The 21,326-nt window shown below is 33.6% G+C and carries 24 protein-coding genes; 8 read left to right on the forward strand and 16 right to left on the reverse strand.

Annotated elements, in window-relative coordinates; translation table 11 throughout:
- Positions 1 to 21 precede the first annotated feature (21 nt).
- The 4 genes from CD29_RS01120 to CD29_RS01130 all read right to left on the reverse strand — a co-directional run bounded on the left by CD29_RS01120 (position 22) and on the right by CD29_RS01130 (position 3,040).
- Positions 22 to 1,320 carry an MFS transporter gene (locus CD29_RS01120; RefSeq protein ID WP_036182132.1) on the reverse strand — a complete coding sequence of 433 codons (1,299 nt, stop codon included), beginning with the start codon at positions 1,318 to 1,320 and terminating at the stop codon, positions 22 to 24.
- 93 nt (positions 1,321 to 1,413) lie between these two features.
- A complete protein-coding gene (locus CD29_RS01125) occupies positions 1,414 to 2,286 on the reverse strand; it encodes an NAD(P)-dependent oxidoreductase (RefSeq protein WP_036181947.1) in 873 nt (290 codons plus the stop codon).
- Between the two features lie 360 nt (positions 2,287 to 2,646).
- Positions 2,647 to 2,820, reverse strand: coding sequence for an aspartyl-phosphate phosphatase Spo0E family protein (locus tag CD29_RS19850; protein ID WP_268870968.1), 174 nt, complete (start codon positions 2,818 to 2,820; stop codon positions 2,647 to 2,649).
- 31 nt (positions 2,821 to 2,851) lie between these two features.
- Positions 2,852 to 3,040, reverse strand: a complete 189-nt coding sequence (locus CD29_RS01130) for a hypothetical protein (RefSeq protein WP_036181948.1) — start codon at positions 3,038 to 3,040, stop codon at positions 2,852 to 2,854.
- Between the two features lie 125 nt (positions 3,041 to 3,165).
- Between CD29_RS01130 and CD29_RS01135 the strand changes: the two genes are divergently transcribed.
- The 3 genes from CD29_RS01135 (at position 3,166) to CD29_RS19485 (ending at position 4,783) form a co-directional block, all read left to right on the forward strand.
- Positions 3,166 to 3,357, forward strand: coding sequence for a YkvS family protein (locus tag CD29_RS01135; RefSeq protein ID WP_036181949.1), 192 nt, complete (start codon positions 3,166 to 3,168; stop codon positions 3,355 to 3,357).
- A gap of 82 nt (positions 3,358 to 3,439) precedes the next feature.
- Positions 3,440 to 4,051 carry a CPBP family intramembrane glutamic endopeptidase gene (locus CD29_RS01140; RefSeq protein WP_036181950.1) on the forward strand — a complete coding sequence of 204 codons (612 nt, stop codon included), beginning with the start codon at positions 3,440 to 3,442 and terminating at the stop codon, positions 4,049 to 4,051.
- A gap of 75 nt (positions 4,052 to 4,126) precedes the next feature.
- Positions 4,127 to 4,783 carry a hypothetical protein gene (locus tag CD29_RS19485; protein WP_052123931.1) on the forward strand — a complete coding sequence of 219 codons (657 nt, stop codon included), beginning with the start codon at positions 4,127 to 4,129 and terminating at the stop codon, positions 4,781 to 4,783.
- A gap of 224 nt (positions 4,784 to 5,007) precedes the next feature.
- Here the strand turns inward: CD29_RS19485 and CD29_RS01150 are convergent, their stop codons facing one another.
- The 9 genes from CD29_RS01150 to CD29_RS01190 all read right to left on the reverse strand — a co-directional run bounded on the left by CD29_RS01150 (position 5,008) and on the right by CD29_RS01190 (position 16,496).
- Positions 5,008 to 5,454 carry a MarR family winged helix-turn-helix transcriptional regulator gene (locus CD29_RS01150; RefSeq protein ID WP_036181951.1) on the reverse strand — a complete coding sequence of 149 codons (447 nt, stop codon included), beginning with the start codon at positions 5,452 to 5,454 and terminating at the stop codon, positions 5,008 to 5,010.
- Positions 5,455 to 5,582: 128 nt separating this feature from the next.
- Positions 5,583 to 6,272 carry a sensor histidine kinase gene (locus tag CD29_RS01155; RefSeq protein WP_169716138.1) on the reverse strand — a complete coding sequence of 230 codons (690 nt, stop codon included), beginning with the start codon at positions 6,270 to 6,272 and terminating at the stop codon, positions 5,583 to 5,585.
- Positions 6,273 to 6,697: 425 nt separating this feature from the next.
- Complete coding sequence (locus CD29_RS19490) at positions 6,698 to 7,459, reverse strand: N-acetylmuramoyl-L-alanine amidase (RefSeq protein ID WP_052123933.1); 762 nt, start codon at positions 7,457 to 7,459, stop codon at positions 6,698 to 6,700.
- A gap of 179 nt (positions 7,460 to 7,638) precedes the next feature.
- Positions 7,639 to 8,991, reverse strand: coding sequence for a TrkH family potassium uptake protein (locus tag CD29_RS01165; protein ID WP_036181952.1), 1,353 nt, complete (start codon positions 8,989 to 8,991; stop codon positions 7,639 to 7,641).
- Positions 8,992 to 9,112: 121 nt separating this feature from the next.
- Complete coding sequence (locus tag CD29_RS01170) at positions 9,113 to 9,886, reverse strand: TerC family protein (RefSeq protein ID WP_036181953.1); 774 nt, start codon at positions 9,884 to 9,886, stop codon at positions 9,113 to 9,115.
- Between the two features lie 393 nt (positions 9,887 to 10,279).
- A complete protein-coding gene (locus CD29_RS01175; RefSeq protein WP_036181954.1) occupies positions 10,280 to 11,365 on the reverse strand; it encodes an SDR family oxidoreductase in 1,086 nt (361 codons plus the stop codon).
- A 256-nt stretch (positions 11,366 to 11,621) separates the two neighbouring features.
- On the reverse strand, positions 11,622 to 13,199 hold the full coding sequence (locus tag CD29_RS01180; RefSeq protein WP_036181956.1) for a peptide chain release factor 3: 1,578 nt from the start codon (positions 13,197 to 13,199) through the stop codon (positions 11,622 to 11,624).
- A gap of 135 nt (positions 13,200 to 13,334) precedes the next feature.
- A complete protein-coding gene (locus CD29_RS01185) occupies positions 13,335 to 14,807 on the reverse strand; it encodes a UDP-N-acetylmuramoyl-L-alanyl-D-glutamate--2,6-diaminopimelate ligase (protein ID WP_036181958.1) in 1,473 nt (490 codons plus the stop codon).
- 300 nt (positions 14,808 to 15,107) lie between these two features.
- Positions 15,108 to 16,496 (reverse strand): aldehyde dehydrogenase, encoded by a 1,389-nt coding sequence (locus CD29_RS01190; RefSeq protein WP_088322068.1) that lies wholly within the window; start codon positions 16,494 to 16,496, stop codon positions 15,108 to 15,110.
- Between the two features lie 317 nt (positions 16,497 to 16,813).
- Here CD29_RS01190 and CD29_RS20385 point away from each other — a divergent pair, with 317 nt between their 5' ends.
- Both CD29_RS20385 and CD29_RS01195 read left to right on the forward strand, forming a co-directional pair.
- The gene (locus CD29_RS20385) at positions 16,814 to 16,963 is read left to right on the forward strand and encodes a hypothetical protein (protein WP_169716139.1); all 150 of its coding nucleotides are present in this window, start codon (positions 16,814 to 16,816) and stop codon (positions 16,961 to 16,963) included.
- Between the two features lie 92 nt (positions 16,964 to 17,055).
- Positions 17,056 to 17,550 (forward strand): hypothetical protein, encoded by a 495-nt coding sequence (locus CD29_RS01195; protein WP_036181960.1) that lies wholly within the window; start codon positions 17,056 to 17,058, stop codon positions 17,548 to 17,550.
- A gap of 383 nt (positions 17,551 to 17,933) precedes the next feature.
- Here CD29_RS01195 and CD29_RS01200 read toward each other — a convergent pair whose 3' ends face one another.
- Positions 17,934 to 18,506: a phosphatidylglycerophosphatase A family protein gene (locus CD29_RS01200; protein WP_036181961.1), complete on the reverse strand. Its 573-nt coding sequence runs from the start codon at positions 18,504 to 18,506 to the stop codon at positions 17,934 to 17,936.
- A 361-nt stretch (positions 18,507 to 18,867) separates the two neighbouring features.
- Between CD29_RS01200 and CD29_RS01205 the strand changes: the two genes are divergently transcribed.
- The 3 genes from CD29_RS01205 to CD29_RS01215 all read left to right on the forward strand — a co-directional run bounded on the left by CD29_RS01205 (position 18,868) and on the right by CD29_RS01215 (position 20,652).
- The gene (locus CD29_RS01205) at positions 18,868 to 19,590 is read left to right on the forward strand and encodes an alpha/beta hydrolase (protein ID WP_081976098.1); all 723 of its coding nucleotides are present in this window, start codon (positions 18,868 to 18,870) and stop codon (positions 19,588 to 19,590) included.
- 76 nt (positions 19,591 to 19,666) lie between these two features.
- A complete protein-coding gene (locus CD29_RS01210; protein WP_036181964.1) occupies positions 19,667 to 20,185 on the forward strand; it encodes a YjcG family protein in 519 nt (172 codons plus the stop codon).
- A 2-nt stretch (positions 20,186 to 20,187) separates the two neighbouring features.
- Positions 20,188 to 20,652, forward strand: a complete 465-nt coding sequence (locus CD29_RS01215; RefSeq protein WP_036181967.1) for a GNAT family N-acetyltransferase — start codon at positions 20,188 to 20,190, stop codon at positions 20,650 to 20,652.
- Positions 20,653 to 20,886: 234 nt separating this feature from the next.
- On the opposite strand, the gene CD29_RS01220 is transcribed toward CD29_RS01215, so the two are convergent.
- Together CD29_RS01220 and CD29_RS19855 are read right to left on the reverse strand one after the other, a co-directional pair.
- A complete protein-coding gene (locus CD29_RS01220) occupies positions 20,887 to 21,138 on the reverse strand; it encodes a stage VI sporulation protein F (protein ID WP_036181969.1) in 252 nt (83 codons plus the stop codon).
- 22 nt (positions 21,139 to 21,160) lie between these two features.
- Entirely contained in the window at positions 21,161 to 21,319 is a 159-nt protein-coding gene (locus CD29_RS19855) for a YjcZ family sporulation protein (protein WP_081976099.1), read from the reverse strand.
- Positions 21,320 to 21,326: the final 7 nt, after the last annotated feature.

The raw sequence follows: 21,326 nt of genomic DNA on the forward strand, positions 1-21,326 counted from the left end.
ATCATAGGCTAATATTTTCTCCTACAAGCTATTTTCATTACTTTTAACCTGTAAGTGAACAATTAGACCAATAATTGTCATAATTATTAGTGAACCAAAAGCTATTCGACTCGCTAGTGCTCCATATTCCGCAAGAGTAAGCGTAATCGTTCCGTAAATCGCTGGTCCTATTATTGCTGACACCTTACCTGAGAAAGCGAACAAACCAAAGAATTGCCCCCGTTTATCATCAGGTGTCATTTCAACAATTAACGTTCTAGAAGTAACCCACATGGACCCTAAAGAGACACCAAACATACTACCAGCAATCCAAAACATCCATTTTGCATTTGCAAAAACACCAATTGTTAGCGCAATAATCATGATCACTGCAACGATTGAAACGGATCTTCTAGCCCCAATTGATTTTGCAATGTAACCAAATATGAATGAACCTATCACAGAAGCTACCGTACTTACTAAATACAGAATGATAAATTCGCCTGAAGTAAATCCGACGATTGCTGTTGCATATACTGTCATCATTGCAATGGTAGTTGCAATAGCATCGTTTAAGAAAAAATAAGCAATCATAAATATGAAAATAGGTTTGTAGGTTTTCATATCTTTAAAGGTCTTAAATATTTCTTTATAGCCATCAAAAAATCCAATTTTTTTACGTTCACTCTTTGGGACTGGATTATCTTTATTTATAAAAAATAATGGCAGTGAGAAAAGTAAAAACAAAATAGCAGTAGGAATAAATGCACGATGATAGTTTCCATCAGCCACGATTAAATAAACTAATAATCCAACGATTGTTCCTAAATATCCTAATGCAACGCCAAATCCTGAAATTAATGGCATCTCTTTTTTTGTACCGAGATCTCCCATCATGGAATCATAAAATACTAAACTTGAATTATAGAAGAACTTCGCAATAACAAAACTAATAACAACTAGTAAAAAACTTAGTGGAATTCCGCCTACTAAAATATTATTATCAATTTCTGCAAGAATCCCCATTAAGAATGTAAAGAAAATTGAACAAGAAGCAAACCATACAATAAACCGTTTTTTGTAACCTGTTTGGTCAATCCAAACGCCAAATAACGGGGAAAACAAAACAATGAAGAAGCTGGCTACTGCATTCGCATAGGATATAAACGTACTCGCCACTTGTTGCATTACTTCATTTGTTCCTAATACTTCATTCGTATAAAATGGAAAAAATACGGTTGTAATGTTAGACGAAAAGATTGTGTTTGCAAAATCATAAAAAGCCCACGACAATATCGGTAACGACATATACAATGCCAATTGACTTCGTTCACCTGGCATACCTTTTTTAAAAGATTTCCCCAATTGTTTTCGCTCCTCGGTTTATGACTTACTATCATTCTATGAGTGCACAGTTCAATTCAGTTGTAAGTATTAGTCTATATAGTACTTAATTAAGCCTTGCGTACCATAATCACCAAACCCTCGTTCTAATAGAGTGTTATATAATTCCTTAGAAAGTTTAACTCCTGGTAGATTAAGATCCATTCTTTCTGCTTCATCGATTGCAATTTTCATATCTTTAATAAAATGCTTTATATAGAATCCCGGATCATAATTGCCATTAAGCATTTTCGGTCCTAAATTGGATAATGACCAAGAACCTGCCGCTCCAGTAGATATAGATTGCATTACTTTGTCCAAATCAAGTCCAGCTTTTAGTCCATATGAAATCGCTTCACAAACACCTATCATATTTGTAGCAATTAATAGCTGGTTACACATTTTTGTATGCTGACCGCTACCTGCTTCTCCTTGATACACTATGTTCGAACCAAAGTTTTCTAATACCGGCAGAAGTTTATCAAAAGCTTCTTGATCGCCTCCAACCATGATGGATAAAGTTCCATTCTGTGCCCCAATATCCCCACCTGACACAGGTGCATCTAAAGATGAAATCCCCTTTTCCATTGCCAGTGCATAAATTTTCTTAGCTAGAGTTGGTTCTGATGTTGTCATATCAACAACAATTGCTCCTTGTTTTGCAACTTGCAAAATACCATTTTCACCACAATATACATCTTCGACATCCTGTGGAAAGCCTACCATTGTAAATACGATATCCGCCTCTTTAGATGCTTCTGCTGGTGTTTGTGCCCATTTCGCACCTAGGTCGATTAAACTTTGAGCTTTTTCCTTTGTCCGTGTATAAACCGTTACATCATATTGTGAGGCTAGCAAATGTTTTACAATACTAGCTCCCATCACACCTGTCCCGATAAAACCTATTTTCTCTTTTTGTAACATACTTTCACCCCAAATAAATTCGTTATGCTAGTATTTTAGCAAATAATAGTGGCCTTGTTATATATTTCAAAAAATTTACTCGAATTTTACAAAGTGGGCGTCTGAAAAGTCCTTTTGAGACGACCGCTTTGCGCCGAGGATGGTGACATCTTGATGTGACCACCGCAGAAGCATAAATTTTAGATGGTAATTGTTAATAAGGAAAAATGGGGGACTGATAAAATTTTTGAGTAACAAAACAAAAAAAAGAGAGCTGAAAACCAAAGTTTTCAACTCTTAAAGGGGGAAATGAGAATGTTGCTGTGTTCAATTATAATATAGCCAAAAAAATATTTATTAAACATATAAATAAAAGTTTTTTTAACTAAGTGATTCTTTATTATTCATATTTTCCTCATCCTCAAATTGATTCATCATTTGATCTAACTCACGACTTAAACGAATCGTCTTCGGATTTTGCAAACCATTTTCAATCCCAGATTGAATCATCAATTCTCGCTTTATTTCCAGTTTGTCTAAAGCTTCTTTGTTCACAAACTCCCTCCCTTAAAATTGTCATTACTTTTTATGCTCTAGGTGTTTCCATAAATGTATAAACTACATTTCCACCTTGCTTTCCTTCACCGTGGAAGTGTTTAAACAATTCATCCTTTACTAGGATTTCCCTAAATAGCAAAAATTCTTCTTTACTAATTTCGATAGTATTAATTTCCCCATTTTTTAACTGTTCAATCAAATTTTTATACTTTTCCATATAAAAACACCTTTCTTTGAAATTTTAAATTAGTCATTAACGATTAATTATTCAAAAAAGTCTTTACATTTCCAGACTTTTCATGCTAACTTTTTTAATATTATCCCATGAAGGAGCTGCTGGTTATGAAAATAGCTGAAGTAGGAAATATTATTGAGTTTAAAGATGGTCGATTACAAGGAATTGTTGAAAAAGTAAATGAAAATTCCGTAATTGTTGACCTAACTATTATGGAAAATTTCCACGACCTTGAATTAGAAGAAAAAACAGTAGTAAATCATAAAAAATATAAAATTTTAAATAAAGATCTTTTTTAAATTTAGATTTCCCATTACATCGCAAATGATGATTGGGAAGTCTTTTTTTGTGTTAGTATAAGTAACGAGGAGGTATTAACATTTGAAAAAACATAAAAAATTAATCTTACTCCTACTCTCGTTAGTTTTCTTTTATGCGGTTATTTACTACTCATTCGAAGAATCTGAAATTTTTTGGTATTTATATCCGTTTATTATTTTGATTGGAGTAGCTATTTCATTTCTTTCTGCTGAACAAAAAGATGAACTTTCCATCTGGAAATGTTTAATATACGGGATTGGATATGGCGTTATTCTCTATGGAATTACTCGCCTTTTCTATACCATTCTAAAATTGGTTAGCAACGAATTTTCTATTTCTATAACTAAGTATATCTCAACTTTTGGTCCAAGTAATATTTGGCACTATTTACTATTAATTTTCATTATCATCGTAGGAGAAGAAATATTTTGGAGAGGGTTTATACAAGAAACGATTAAAAGTTGGACTTCTCCACTACTTTCAATTGTATTAACTAGCCTGCTATTCGCAGGTCCCTTTATACTCAGCGGATATTTTTCCTACGGGTTATTGACGTTCATTGTTGGACTTTTGTTAGGCTTAATTTACGAATGGAAAAAGAGCATTCCACTTACAATAGTAGCTCATGAAGTATATATCTTATTACTTTTCCTACTAATTCCTTTTTTTTAGTAAAAATCTAAATGCACCAAATCGTTGAAACTTTCATCGAAATGATACGTTTAATTCTTTGAGGAGGTAATCATCATGAAAAAACAATTTAAATTTCTTTCCACACTATGTATTGCATTACTTATGCTCGTTGGATGTGGTACTGCAAAAGAGCAAGATACTACAGAAGTTCCAACAAATTCAGAAGGAACAAATGCAGGTACTGACAACACAACAGTAGAAGAGAAACCAAATGAATCAAGTGAATCATCAGAAAATGACTCAAAAAGTATCACATATACAACGAACAATGTAGAAAAAACTGAAGAAACAACAACAGCAACTAGTAATGAGCAACATTACACTATTCAAATCTTACCAAGCTTTACTTTAACTGCGGAAGAACCAGGTAAAGATATGCTTTATTTAACTGAAAATGACTCTATTTCAATGCGTATAGAAAACATGTCAGTTAACGATTTAACGTTTGAAGATCTACAAAAGAATACTGAAGAAATGATGAGCTTTGTTGCTGAAAATGTTGATTATACAGAATTTGACATTCAATCATATGTTAATGAAAGTATCGTTAAGTATGCAGCATATAAAGTTGATTTAACTGACCAAACTGTCACTGCAGTTATATTTGAAAAAGAAAACCAACTTGTTCGGTTAACAATTTTCGATAACCCTGCAAAAGATTTAACTGATGCAATGATTAAAATGGGATTAACAATTACAAAAACTAATTAGTAAACTGTATGTAAACGAATGCTTGTTCAAATACAAAAAAAGAAAAGTGTCTAAAAATCAATTACCAATGGTTTTTAGACACTTTTTCGCAAAATAAAAGGCCTGTCCAGTGTTCGCTACTCTGGACAAACCTTTTAGATAGTAAATTTAGTCGTTAAAATCATGTTCAAATCGCTAAGTGCGGCAGCGAAAATGAACATTTAACAACTTCACTTTAGAGGCTATTAATAAGATAAATCTTTTATCGATAAACCTAATTTTTTCAACAAGTTAATAGCGATATCTTTTTCTTCTGGTGTCAATGCACTTAACAATTCATGTAAGTGTTGTTCATGTTCTGGAAAAAGTTTATCCATAAAATCAGAGCCTTCTTGCGTGATTTCCGCGTAGGTAACACGACGATCTGTTGGGCAAGATACTCTTGTCAAGAAGCCTCTTTTTTCAAGTTTGTCAATTACATAGGTAATTGAGCCACTAGCGAGCAAAATTTTATTTCCTATTTGTTGTAACGGTTGTCTACCTTTATGATAAAGTAATTCTAATACAGCAAATTCAGTTGGATTTAGGCTGTTCTGTTGAAAAAATTGATTTGTCACTTCGTTAATAGCCTTATTTGCACGTGATAATACGATATAAAGTTTTAAAGTTTGTTTAATTTCTTCTGAAGTCATGACAAATCATCCTTTTTTCCTAATAACAATATTATATCGGCAAGCTATGAGTTTTGTCAAAAATACAATAATCTGAAATTAGAGTAGCTTATCTTTTGCTATTCTTTAAAGAATATTTTATTGATTTGTTACATGTTGGTTGGTAATTCAACAACAAAAGAAGTTCCAACATTCAAAGTACTTTTTACATAAATTATTCCATCATGTTCTTCTACTACCTGTTTAACTAATTGCAACCCAAGACCTGTCCCATCTTTTTTTGTTGTAAAATATGGTTTAAACAAATTAGGAATATCTTCTTTTTCAATTCCTCGTCCTTCATCACAAACAATGATTTGGATTTTTTCTTTCACATTCTTCAATGAAATTGTAATTGAACCACCCTGGCACATTTCTTCAATTCCATTTTTCACAAGATTCATTAGCATTTGTTTTATACGATTAGGATTACCCAATATATTTGAGTCAGAAGGCTTGTCAATCTTTAAGTCTATTGTAATGTTATGGAAATTTGCCAATGGTGACATTATTTCTTTTATTTCATTGATAATTTTTGCAACTGAAACTACTTCAAACTGTCTTTCAACAGGCTTTGATAAATATAGAATTTCCGAGAGGATCTGATCCATCCGATCCAATTCTGATTTAATAATGCTTAAATATTTCTTATTTTCTTCTGTGGAATTTATTTTAAGTAATTCTATAAAACCATTTATTGAGGTCATTGGATTTCGTATTTCATGCGCAATTGTCGCAGCCATTTGACTAAGCAACTTTAAATTATTTTGATGATCTATTTTTTCTTGTAGTTTCACCATTTTTTGAAACACACATCCTTCCAATTGTACTTCCCTTTACCAGAAAATAATTTCATATTTTAAATCTATTATTCTACTTCGAGTAATATGACATTTATTAATATATTTATGTAAATTTTTAACTAATCATAACGTAATTTGTGAAAAGAATTCACTAAATAATGCATTTAAAGATAATTTTTCATTGATGATAATGACAAAAGGCCTAATTAAACTACTAATTTACTATATTAAATTTTTAAAAATAACTATGTATATAGTAGTGTTTATCATCTTTCAATCATATAAATTTTATAAAAGTATGAAAATATTGTCAAATTAATTGTTTTTATATAATTCTGAAAAGTAAAGTAGGTTAGCATTACTTTGCCAACCTACTCGTTTGTCGAATCGTATATGATTAAAAGAGAATGAACACAACTTCTCTAGTTCTTTGTTTTTCTATTAATATATGCCAATGCATAACTAAGTAACTGGATATCATTGTATTCATCAACCTTTTCATGTTTTTCATGAAATAAATTTTCCTTAACACCACGACGGATCATTTCTTTAGCTTCATTACGTCCAGTCTCATTTAAAAATTGTTGAGGCATTTCCTGTACCTCCTTGTTGACAAATGCAATTTTTTTCAACCCCACAAAATTGGCAAAGTTTTGTGCAACCATTCTTCCAACCTTTTCTAGCACTTGGTCATCTCTTAGTTTTTTTATATCAATTCTCGAGTCCATGAATCCACCTTCTATTAGAATAGACGGCATGTTCGTTTCTCGTAATATATGAAAATTCGCTTCTTTGATTCCTCTGTCTCTTAATCCATATGCATTTACCACTGCCGGATGAATTGCTGCAGCAAGTTTCCCACTAGTAGTTGACTTATTTCCTAAGTAAACATAGGTTTCTACTCCCGTCCAATCTCCCCAACGTGAAGTATTAGCATTATGATGAAACGAAATATAATAATCTGCACCCCATTGATTTGCACCATCTGAACGTTCTTGTAATGAAATATCTCTTTGTCCTGTCGGATCATCGAACCTCCTACTAGTTACCCTTTGGTATAGGGCTAATTCATTCGCAAAAGCTTTAGCAACTTTATCGTTAAATGTCCATTCCCTCTCATTATCAGGAGTTCGTTTTCCTAATGTTGTAAGAGCATGCCCAGCATCAAATCCAACTTTTATCATTTTCATCACCCTCAAAATATTATATGTCCATCTACTATTAGGATAAGTACAATTAGCGGAAATTGAGACAATAATAGTAATAAACAGTAAATTACTCCTACTCATTACAAAGTAGCTAAAGTAATAGACATAAAAAATAGGATTAAATGATGTATTCACACCATTTAATCCTATTATTCTTAACCAATAATTACACGCTCTTTCGGATAGTGGAAATTGGTTTTATTTGCTTTACCTCCAAGTGAAAATAAGAATGAAAGGAGCCCTACACGTCCAATAAACATTAAAATCATAATAATAATTTTACCAGCTGGAGACAAGTTTTCCGTAATCCCCAAACTCAAGCCACATGTTCCGAATGCAGAGGTTATTTCAAAGATCACTTGGTTTACCGAAGCATACGGTTCTGTTATCAATAGAAGCATCGTAGCAAACAAAACCATAAATGAAGCTAATATAATAACAACGAACGAGCGATAGACATCAGTCATATGAATTTCTCGTCCAAAAACTTGGATTTCATGACGACCATTTGCAAAATTGATTAAAAATAATATAGCCACTGCAAATGTCGTAGTTCGAATACCCCCACCAACCGAACTTGGAGAAGCGCCTATGAACATTAATAAGCTAAGGAAGATATCAGTCGCTTCATTAAAGGATGAGATATCGTATGTTGCTAGTCCCCCAGAACGTGCAGAAACAGCATGAAACATAGATGCAAACAATTTTTCATGCCAAGGCATTCCTTTAAATGATTGAAACGATTCAACTAAATATATAGTGATCGCACCTACTAAAAATAAGATCCCGTAAGTTGTAGTTGTTATTTTTGTAAATAAGCTAAATCGAAACGACCGATCTTTCCTAGATAAATACTTTTTTATCTCCACTAGCACTGGAAAACCAATTGCTCCTAAAACAATAAGAATCATAACCACAAATTGTACAAAATAATCTGCACTAAATGGCTGGAGACTGTTATAAGTTAAAGTAAAACCTGCATTCGTAGTAGCCGAAATGGAAGTAAAAATTCCATGCTTTAAAGCTTCCCCAAAGCTATCATAATACCTAAGAAAATGAACAGAAAGAACTAAAGCCCCTATGAACTCAATAACAAACAATATCTTAACGATTTCCTTTAATAAATGAACAACACCTGATAAATTATATTGGTTATGGTCAATCATAATTAATTGTCGACCACGCATACCTATTTTTCTACCGAACAAAATCCAAATAAAGGTACCAATTGACATAATTCCTATAGCACCAATTTGAATAATAAAAAGAAAAACAATAATTCCAAATGGCGTAAAAACATCTACAATATTAAAAACGCTTAATCCTGTAACACTAATAGCACTAATAGCAGTAAAAAGGGTATCAATATATGAAACCTCTATTCCTTCTTTGTATACTGCTGGGATACGTAATAGTAGAAAAGATATTGCAATCGCCATAAAGTAAAAAGTTACAATTAATTGAAAAGGTGTAATGGTGTGCTTCCGCTTTGTTATAAGTTTAGCCATTTTGTCGCCTTCTTTGTATTTTCAATAATCGTAATTATACACCTTATATTAGAAATTTACAGTAGAAAAGAGGAACAGGATAACTGTTCCTCTTAAATTATTTGCTATATGAGAATGCTATCTAATGCCCTGTTACCTCTTTTTTCTTTTTGGCAACACTCGTTAACCATGAACCAACTGCAAGGGCAAGTAAGACAACCCAGAAAGTAATTTTCCAAGGAGTTGAATGAGGGAAATCATGTGGTAAAATACCAACACCATCATGAGCTAATGTTAATACCGCTAATTTTACCCCAACCCATCCAACGATTAAAAAAGCACCTGTTTCTAAATCTGGATAGTTGTTTAACACCTTTACAAACCATTGGGCAGCAAAACGCATAATAATCATACCAATGATACCACCAAAGAACATAACACCAAATTGTCCTGCATTAATACCACCAATATCAAAATTACCTAACGCTGGTAATGTAACTGCAATTGCAACAGCAGCTAACATAGAGTCCACAGCAAAGGCGATATCTGCTAATTCCACTTTTGCTACAGTTGCCCAGAAACCTTTACCCTTTTTAGGTGCAGTATCCTCATCGTGGACTTCTTCTTCCGTCTTAAACTTGGAATCATAAATATGTTTTATCGAAATAAATAATAAATAAGCTGCGCCTATCGCTTGAATTTGCCAATAATTCACTAAAATTGTTATTAAGAATAATGCAACAAAACGGAATATAAATGCACCTAATAAACCGTAAAATAATGCTTTTTTCTGTTGCTCGCTAGGAAGATGTTTAACCATTACCGCCATAACAACCGCATTATCTGCTGCAAGTAAACCTTCTAAAAATACTAGTACTACGAGCACCCATAAATACTCTAAAAGAATTGCTTCCACTGTTAAACCTCCTTAGGTTTTGTATACCCAAAATACAGGTATTTCAAAATGTAAAATTTTTCAGTTGAACACCATATTAGGCTAGAAAAGCTTTGTTGCCCAAATAAGTCTGAGTTAATGCCTTTTTAACGGGAATTTTTGCAAAAAGAAAAGACCTCTGCCTATACAGGCAAAGGTCTTGCTAAGCAAATTCACATTTTCGATTACACAAGGTATCCGAAAAAACAGTGCTGTGCTTTCACACCCGATGATAAGTTAATATCATGTAATGACGAATGTGAAGTAAGTATTATGCAATACTTATAGCTACTCCCCTTTGACATAAAGTCAATGGTTATTCAGTTGAACTACTTGTATGATTATATATGAATTTTATTATTAATTGCAAGAATTTTATTTAATTTCTATGTGATACTCTTTTTTATGTTTGTATTTGTTATAATATTTCACCATAGTCGGCATTGTTTCCAAAAAATCCGGACACTTTATCTTTCCTTTTGATAACAGCTTTTTTGCTTCACTACAGTCAAAATACCCTTTCCATGTTAAATAGTCTAAAGTTTCTTTTTCAACACCTAATTTTTTTCTTACCTGTTTTATTTGTAAGAATTTTTTCGTTAAAGTAAGTGGAAGTCTTCCTTTAGGAAATTTATTTGTCATTTGCTTTACCATCATTCGATAAACTTCTAACACTGGATGTGGATGTGGGTCAGTAAGATGTAGGGTTTTCCCAACAGCATCTGGCTCTTGGCTAATATATGCACTTGCCTCGATTACATAATCAATTGGAACCACATTAATAACTGCATTGGAACGACCTACATAAGGAATGTATGGCATGAATTTCACCTTATCGATCATATTTAAGAAGAAATATGGCCCATCAAATTTTTTCGTTTCCCCTGTTAACGAATTTCCTCTCACAATGCCAGGACGAATGATTGTAGTTGGAACGAATGATTTATTTTCTTCTACTAGTAGTTCAGCTTCAAATTTTGTTTCTTCGTAATAGTTTTTGAACGCTACTGGTCGAATAAGTTCACTTTCTAAAATAACCCCTTCTCTTTTCCCAGCAACATATGCAGTACTGAAATACATATATCGTTTTAAATTTGGTAGGAGCTGAACAAATTCATTCACATTCTTTGTACCATCAACATTTACCTTCCATGCAATCTCTCTTGGTACTGCCAAATCATAGATTGCAGCTAAATGCCATGCTACCTCGATTTTATGCATAAATTCATCAAGCGTCTCTTGTGTAATCCCTAATTGAGGTAAAGTAATATCCCCTTCTATTATCGTGATTTTCCTACCAGGAAAAGTTTCCATGATTCGCAAACTCTCGTCTTGTGCCTTTTCTATTTCTGTAGGTAACACAATTGCATAAACATGATCTGCGTAACTTTTTCTAAATAATTCTCGTACTAATTGGCTAGATATTAATCCCGGAAAACCAGTAAATAAATGAACTCCCATAACACTCCCCACCTTTATGTAAGTAATCATTCTATATTGTTTAATTTACGAATTATTTTACCTTTTGTTTCATAAAACGATTAAATATTTTTAAAGTTGCATGATATTGACACGAAATAGATTTTGACCTTTATTTGATGAATGAACTGTGAAATTTCGCTCAAAGATTTCCTAATAGTTAATAACTTTGTATAGGAACTATAATGTTAAAAGGCCGCCCAGAAGTACATATATTCTGAGCAGCCTTTTGATAATTTTATAATAGACTATATAATTTTATGTCCTCATTTTTCTCAGAGAACCAACGCATTGCAAATTCATTTTCAAATAAAAATACTAAATTGTCGTAACGGTCTTTTACTAACATAGAACGGCTTGAAGACATAGATTCTTTTACCGATTCTTCGTTTTCAATCCAACGGGCAATTTTCGATCCAATTGCTTGCATTTGAACTTCAACATTGTATTCGTTTTTCATACGATGTTCGAATACTTCAAATTGTAATTGTCCTACAGCACCAAGAATTACTTCTTCTGTATGAAGGGTTTTATAATATTGGATTGCCCCTTCTTGTACGAGCTGTAGTATACCTTTATGGAATTGTTTTTGCTTCATAACATTTTTTGCAGTAACACGTACAAATAATTCAGGCGTAAATTGTGGTAATTTTTCAAATTGGAATGATTTCTTACCGCCAACGACTGTATCACCAATTTGATAAGTCCCTGTATCATACAAACCAATAATATCACCAGCAACTGCTTCATCCACTGTTTCACGATCATCTGCTAAAAATTGTGTTGACTGGGTAACTTTGAATGATTTACCTGTTCTCGAGAGCATCATACTCATACCGCGTTCAAATTTACCAGATACAATACGAACAAAGGCAATACGGTCACGGTGAGCAGGGTTCATGTTTGCTTGAATTTTAAAGATAAATCCAGAAAAATCATCATGCTCAACTGGTTCAATATATTGTTCATCTTCAGTAAGTCTTGGTTGTGGAGCTGGAGCAAATTTTAAGTACGTTTCTAAGAAAGTTTGTACACCAAAGTTTGTTAAAGCCGAACCAAAGAATACTGGTGTTAGCTCTCCACGACGAATCTTTTCTTCAGAGAACTCATTTCCTGCCTCGTTTAATAATGTTATATCATCCATAGCCTGAGTGTAATACGAAGTTGCCTTCATCGGATGTTCAACTGCTAACTCTCCATCTTCATCAATCGGTAAAAAGCGATTATCTTCATCAGTTCTGAATTGTTCGATACGGTTATTGTAACGATCATATATACCAAGGAACTCTTTCCCCATACCAATTGGCCAGTTCATTGGATAAGCGTTAATACCTAATACTTCTTCCAATTCTTCGATGATTTCAAGAGGTTCTTTACCTTGACGGTCTAATTTATTAATAAAAGTAAAGATTGGAATCCCACGCATACGACAAACTTTAAATAATTTAAGGGTTTGTGCTTCAATCCCTTTTGCAACGTCAACAACCATGACAGCACTATCAACCGCCATTAACGTACGGTATGTGTCTTCTGAGAAGTCTTGGTGCCCTGGTGTGTCTAAAATATTTACGCGAAAACCATCATAGTCAAATTGCATTACTGAAGATGTAACGGAAATCCCACGTTGCTTTTCAATTTCCATCCAGTCAGATGTTGCAAATTTTCCTGTCTTTTTCCCTTTAACTGTACCTGCGTCGCGAATTGCACCACCAAATAACAGTAACTTTTCTGTAATCGTCGTTTTCCCAGCATCGGGGTGGGAAATAATCGCAAATGTGCGGCGCGATAATATATCTTGTTCTAATTTTGAAGTCATGTTTCGAATCTCCTTTTTCTACTTCCTAATAATAAAAGAAAATACCCTTTATATACAACCTTTTTATATTGTGAAAAACTTTTAAAAGAAGAAACCCTCTCTAAGTCATTCATGTGTTAGAGAGGGTCCTCATTTTTAGTTTACAAACTTTAACTGGCCAGCATTAATCGCAATTTCTGCATCGCTGTGTGGATATTTTGTATTACCGATTATTTGATAATCTTCGTGTCCTTTACCAGCAAAAATAATAATGTCACCAGGTTCCGCGATTGCGACTGCATGTCGAACAGCTTCTGCTCTGTCACCAATACACGCATAATTTTCGTGAAGCATACCTTTTGCTAAATCACTTGTAATACTATCATATTCTTCATAACGTGGATCATCTGTCGTTAAAATAACATAATCAGCACGTGATGCTTTTTCAGCCATTGCAGGTCGTTTTGATTTGTCACGATTACCGCCTGTTCCAATTAAAAAGATTAGTTTATTGTCTTCCCCTTTATATGGGTGTGCAGCATTAATTGCCTTCTCAATTGCATCTGGCGTATGGGCGTAATCGATGAAGATCTGAATAGGTAATTCTGTTTTAACTCGTTCCATTCTACCTTTAATTGGATTTAAGTCCTCAATTTGTTCGATAATAGCTTCAATAGGGAAACCGCGTCCATAAAATACAGCAGTCGCCGCTAAAATATTATACACATTAAATTCACCTAATAACTGCATAGATACCGGAAATGTCCCTTCTGGTGTAATCATATCAAAAGTGGTAAATCCATTATCATAGTTGCAATTTTCTGCCCTAAAGTTTGCACTAGTTTTAAGTCCATATGTCCACACTGGATATGGTGTTATGTTTGCATACTTTTCTGACCATGGATCATCTGCATTTAACACGACATATTTATTCTTTGATAAATCTTGACCCATTTGCGAAAATAGTAAACCTTTTGCTTGACCATATTCTTCCATCGTCCCATGAAAATCTAAGTGGTCGTGTGTTAAATTCGTAAAAACAGCAACATCAAAATCAACACCAGCCAATCGGCCTAGTGCGAGCCCGTGCGATGATACTTCCATTACCATTGCACGACAGCCTTCCATTTTTGCACGGAAAATCATTTGCTGTGTACTAAGTGCATCACTTGTTGTGTTTGCAGACTCGTATAACACACCATTTAAATTAAAGCCAATCGTTCCTGTTAATGCAGATTTTTCACCCATACCAATAAGCATATGGTGAATAATTCCTGAAACACTCGTTTTTCCATTCGTACCCGTTACACCAATCATCGTTAAATCTTTTGAAGGATTGTCAAAAAATCTCGCAGCAAGTAATCCTAGTGCTCGATTCGTATCCGCAACAATGACCTGGGCAACTTGACCTTCTAAGTCAAGTTCTTTTTCTGTAACAATAACTGTAGCTCCAGAATCAACGGCTTTTTGTGCATAATCGTGACCATCCACTGTATAGCCTTTAATACATATAAATAGACTTTTTGGTTGCACACTTCTAGAATCGATTGATAAATCTTTCACATTACTTGGTAATTGCCCAATAACCTTTTTTAAAGGGATTACACTTAACAATTCCTCTGTATACATCCTCATTTCCTCCATTCAACACTTCATAAATTACAAATACCGACTACAATATGTATAAAAATGTTTTATAAAATTTTCGAATAAACTTATTTATAAGAAAAGGAATTTTTACTGAATGAAATTAATCATATCAAAAATTCGTTAAATCTACATTATATTTTATTTTCAATTTAATAAATTCCTTAGAAAAACACAACTCGACCAAAATAGGTCGAGTTGATTTCTTTTCTTATGCGGATTACCGTTAAACATATACTTTCCTATCCGCCAAGAAGTGCTAGAACCCTTCTGGGAATTTATTCATTTTAATACCATTCTTACTAGTTTTACTTTTTCTTTATATGGCGGATATAAAAGTTCATTAGTAATCTTTGTGGAACGTTGCATAATCGATTTGGGATGTGTAAAATTCTCAAAGCTTGCTTTCCCATGGTAGGCATTGACACCTGATGGACCAACACCTCCAAATGGTAAGTGGATATTCCCTACGTGAGTAATCGTATCGTTAATACAACCTCCACCGAATGGCAATTGCTCTAAGAAATAATCTATTGCTTTTTCATGCTCCGAGAAAAAATAAGCCGCAAGTGGCTTAGGGAGCTTTCTAACTTGATCTATTGCGGATTGAAGTTGGTCATATGGCATAATTGGTAGTATTGGACCAAAAATTTCATCTTCCATAATTGGACTTGTCCAATGAATGTTTTCTAAAACAGTCGGTTCAATATACCGGTCTTCTATATCATATTTCCCCCCGTAAGTTACCTGTTCTTTTTCAACATTTAATAACTGTACAAGACGTTCAAATTGTTTATGATTGATAATTCTTCCATAATCCTTACTTTTTCGTGCATCTTCCCCAAAAAATTGTTTAATTGTTTTCTTTAACAATTGAACAAACTCACTATAAACAGACTGTTGTACTAAGACATAATCTGGTGCTACACAAGTTTGACCATTATTATTAAATTTTCCCCAAACAATCCGTTTAGCTGCTAATTCTAAATTAGCAGTATGATCGACAATCGTAGGGCTCTTTCCACCAAGTTCTAATGTAATTGGTGTAAGTCTTTCTGCAGCCGCACGCATAATTACTTTTCCAACTCCTACACTTCCAGTGAAAAAAATATAATCAAACGATGAATGAATGAGAGCTGTTACTTCTTCTTTTTCTCCTTCAACCACACTTATATATTGTGGGTCAAAAGTTTCTTCGATTACTTTTTTTATAATAGCGCATGTATGAACTGCTGATTCCGACGGTTTTACAATTGCAGTATTCCCACCAATTATTGCTCCTATTAATGGTTCCATGACTAATTGAAATGGATAATTAAATGGTGCAATAATTAAAGTAACTCCATAAGGTTCTCTAACAATAAAGCTTTTCGCAGGCTGTAATGATAGTGGAGTTTTAACCTCAGTTGGTTTTACCCATTCATCAATATTTTTTAACATATAACGAATGCTACTTAATACAATACCAACCTCATTTGTGTATCCTTCAAATTCGCTTTTTCCTAAATCTAAATTTAAAGCCTTTAAAATTTCCTTTTCATATTTCTTAATGGAATAAGCTAAATTTTCAAGTTGTTTTTTGCGAAATTCAACAGTTCTCTGTTCTCCATTATAGAAAAAAGCTCTTTGTATGGATATTAGGTTTTCAATATCATGAGAAGTAATGGTCAAACGAATCATCCTTTCTAAAATTTTATAATAATACATAAAACAAAATCAGATTGTTCATAATAATAGTGTACATTTACTACAAAATGTAGTGATTATCCTTCTATAGCATAACGTAGGTTTGCTTATTTCAAGCGAATATTACTAAAATACGCCTTGGCGTAAGTAGTGGCCTAAACTTCATTCGGTTGAAAGTATATTCAATTAAAAATCGTATCTTTGGCAAAATCTTATCACAATTATTTAACAAGAGACTACTTCTGGATAGAAGTTCATGCTATAGAGCAAGGGGTACATTTTAAAAAAGGGGGCAATTTTATATGATTTCGACTGATACTTGGTGGGAGCAAATATTTTCTGGACCATTGTCCGTTGGTCTAAATGAGGAAAAAACACATCTATTAGAAGACGAATCTTTTTTATTCTTAACAGAAGAACAATTGCCACATGAAGAAACACAAACTGAATAGACATTGATTAAGTTGATTTTAAAAAATTAATAGGATTTGCTATTATTTCCTCCTCGTTATTAATATAATTTAATATGAGGAGGGATAATTCTGTGAGAAAATTTAATTTAATTTTTATGTTAATATTGACGCTATTTATCGTTGTTGGATTAGTTGGCGTTTTCATTAATGATACAGACCCGTTTACAAATTTAAATGACTTACCAGAGATAGAGTCTATGAATAGAGCACCAGGATATTCTACAATGATGACAGTAGCATCAATTGTTGAAAATGAAATATCTGAAGATGCAATTCTCGATTTGCAAGTGTCTCCAACAGGTGAAGAAGAACATGTGTCGTTAAAACTCCTTAGTAAAGACATTTTAACTGAAGAAAACTTATTAAGAGAAACTTATCCAATTTTACTTCAATCCTCAGAGGTCGAAAAGATTACCTCAATAACAGTGTCATGGAACTTAGATGAAAAACTCACTGTGATGTCCTTAACTTTAGACAAATCTGATTTAGAGCATATTATGTTAGAAAACTACTCTACAATTCCATCTATTGCTGAAAATTATTATAAACATGAATCTATGGACTAAAAAAACAAGGTTCCCTAAGTTTGGGAAACCTTGTTTTATTTAGAGCAAACAGGCTGGGACATAAGTGAAAAGGTGCGGTCCATCAATATAGATTGTATCTTTTTGATATAGTGACGTTCGTTTCCGATGCATGTCTTCGCGCATCCAAGGGAAGCCATGAGCCTCCGGGAGCTAAAGCTCTCCGGGGTCTCATGACTGCTTCTACGTCCTGCAGGACAAGGAATGCTTCCTTGAATAATCATCGCAACGAGAAAATGCTTTAGCATTTTCGAGAGAGTCTTCGCATGCCTCGGAAGCGACGCCTTTCTAATAAAGCGTTAACAGATTTTTATTATACGTAATACGGACTTTTGGTTGAAAACTATCTTTTGTCCCAGCCTGTATCAAATACTTTCTTCGTCTGTATCTAAAGCCACTGGTGGAACATCTGCGAAAGTGTCTCCTTCTTCTTCTAGGTCACGCATATTATGTGCGATTCTAGAGGCAGCACTAGCAGCAATGCTTGCAACAAGATCATCTAAAAATGTATTAACTGATTCTCCGGCTTTTGTATCTAATTTCTTGATAATGCCAATTTTCTCTTTATCTAAATGACCGTAAGTTGTGAGTGCGATGCTCCCATAAGTTAAAACGGATCCAAGTGCTAATGTCTCATCAACACCAAATAACCCCTCATCAGACTCCACAATTTGTTGCAATGGATAAGATAACATTTTCTTTTCTGCAAGTTCATCAAGTTCAACACCAACTAAAACTGCATGTTGAACTTCCCGTTTACGTAAAACCCGAGATACCGATGTGATACAATGCTCCAATTCCAGTCCATCATTGTATTTTTTTTGCATTTCATAAACGATTTCCGCGATATCTTCGATTTTCACACCACGTCGCTCTAGAGCATCTTTTGCAGCTTTCGTAACATCATTTGAATGTACGCGCGAATTTTTATCATCCATTAAAATTACCTCTCTTTAGTTTTATTTAATTTCCGTACATATAGCCTATCTCTATAGTACACGTCAATAATTCAATGTGATACAATTAATCAAATGCGCCTTGGCGTATTTGAGCCCAGATTTTATCGAGCTAAGGCCAACAGGATGTTGGTCACTTAGACGTTGCCACAGGACGTGGCGCTCTTAGTCTAAGTTCATCTTTTCAAACTTTAAAAATCTGTGGCATCCGCCGGAGGCTAACTTCATTCTGTTCGAACCCCCAAGCAAATAGATTTAATGTTTGCATACAACTCACCACTAATAGAAATTAGTAACTTAAGCTGAATGAAGTTAAATAGTACTTATGTAAGGAGGCATGAATGTGGAAAAGGGAACGATTAATGACATTGCTTTTTACAGTGAATCGCTACAAGAAGAAATTGAATTATTAGTATATGTTCCAGCGAATTATACACCTCTAAATAAATATAACATTTTACTTGCTTCTGATGGAAAAGATTACTTCCAATTAGGAGGTATTACAAAATTAGCTGACGAATTGATTAATGAATTTGAAATTGAGAACATAATTATAGTTGGAATCCCATATAAAAATATACATGACCGAAAAAGTAAATACATTCCAACTGGCGAAAAACACGAAGCTTACTTACGATTTTTAGCTCATGAACTTGTACCCTTTATAGATAGAGAATATTCAACACTACAAATGGGGTCAACCCGTGGGCTAATTGGAGATTCGATGGCAGCAACAGTATCATTATTAGCAGCTTTAAAATATCCAAACATATTTAGTAAAACTATTTTACAATCACCTTACGTTGACGAAAATGTATTAGAAATTGTTCAAGAGTCTCAAGCTCATAATCACATCTCGATTTACCACATTATTGGTAAAGAGGAAATTGAAGTACTCACAACAGATAAAACGATCAAAGATTTCTTAACACCAAACAGAAAGCTACATCAACTTTTAACCGAAAAAGGATATAAAACATTCTATGAAGAATTTGAGGGAAATCATACTTGGAAATATTGGAAGCCAGATTTACGAAGGGCATTAATAGAAAATTTTTCTTACTAGAGGGCTATAAATTTCGTATCTAGAGTCACTTTTGTTATACTTAAAATTAAGAAAATTCAAATAAGGAGGTATAGTTATGAAATATGGAATTGTTGCTTTTCCTTCAAAAAAAATCCAGGATTTAGCGAATACTTATCGCAAGCGTTATGATTCACACTACTCTAAAGTAACACCTCATATAACATTGAAAGAAGCATTCGAGGTGGAAGATGTAGATATTCAGGCTATCTCTGAAAAAATATCATCTATTGCAAAAAAATATGCACCGTTAAAAATCCATGCCTCACGCATCAGCTCGTTCTTCCCTATTACTAATGTAATATATTTCAAAATTGAACCTACTGAACAATTAACTAATTTACACGATGAGTTACACAGTGAAATTAAAATCGGTAAACCTAGACATGTTTTTGTACCGCATATTACAATCGCACAAGACATCACTGCATCTGAGCATGATGATGTTTACGGACAATTACGCATGGTTGGTGTTAACCAACAAGATACAATTGACCGTATCCATTTACTTTATCAGCTTGAAGATGGATCATGGACAACTTATGAAACCTATAAGTTAACTGGAGATGAAATTTAATAGTGTATACAGTAGAAAAAGTCGAAACAAAACAACAATTGGAACTTGCCTTTAAAGTTAGAAAAAAAGTTTTCGTAGATGAACAGGGCGTTCCTGAACATTTAGAATTAGATGAATATGATAAAACTGCAACGCATTTCATTATTCTTGATGGCGATCAAGTAATAGCAGCCGCACGTATTAGAGAATATGAACCTAAAGTTGGTAAAATCGAAAGAGTATGTGTGTTATCTGAGTATCGTGGAAAAAGAATTGGTATTCTAATGATGAATGAAGTGGAAAAATATGCAATAGAAAATAATTTTAGCAAACTGAAGTTAAATGCTCAATCATACGCTATTCCCTTCTATGAGAAATTGAGCTATGTCGTTAGCTCTCCAGAGTTTTTAGATGCTGGGATACCTCATCGTTCAATGGAAAAATCACTTTTAGATGCCCATAGTTCCACTGAAAAATTAGCAAATTAATACGCTATAATTTTCTTTGATTTCCCTTTTATAAAAAGCAAAGGCTGCTGCTTAAAAGCAACTGCCTTTTTTTGGTGTGACTAACAATCGCGAGCGCCTTCCACTTTTCGTTTGTCTAGTTCCAGGCGCTAGCTCCTCGAAAACTTCAGAACTGCCATCAAGGGCAAAGAGCGCGCCCTTGTTGGCAGTTCTTCCAGTTTTTTTCGGAGCTGGGCGAGCGCCTTCCACTTTTAGTTATTGTTTCATCATTTTTTCAATTTTGCTGAAATCTAATGCGTTTCCATCTTTTACAATAGATTGCACAATCTTATCTTCTAAATCTCGCGTAATTGGTTTTTTTGCTAATTTACTAACACGTTGAACAATTTTACGAACTTGTTTCTCGTTTTTAAAATCTGCATTTTGAATCGCATTAGCTAGTTCAAAAATATCTTCCATTCCTACGCCTGTTTTATTTTCAATTTGTTTAAAAAAAGGGTTTTGCATTTTCTCCCTCCTAACAATAACCCTACCAGCAAACAACACTTCCAACGATGATTAAAAGAATAAATAATACTACGATTAATACAAACATTGAGTTGTTTTTGCCGCCATGATCACAGTAATCATTCCCCATATCATATGCAGGACTTACTTGATTGCAACCACAAAAATTGTTATTCCACATAAAAAAA

Source organism: Ureibacillus manganicus DSM 26584 (assembly GCF_000772945.1).
GTDB classification, from domain to species: Bacteria; Bacillota; Bacilli; order Bacillales_A; family Planococcaceae; genus Ureibacillus; species Ureibacillus manganicus.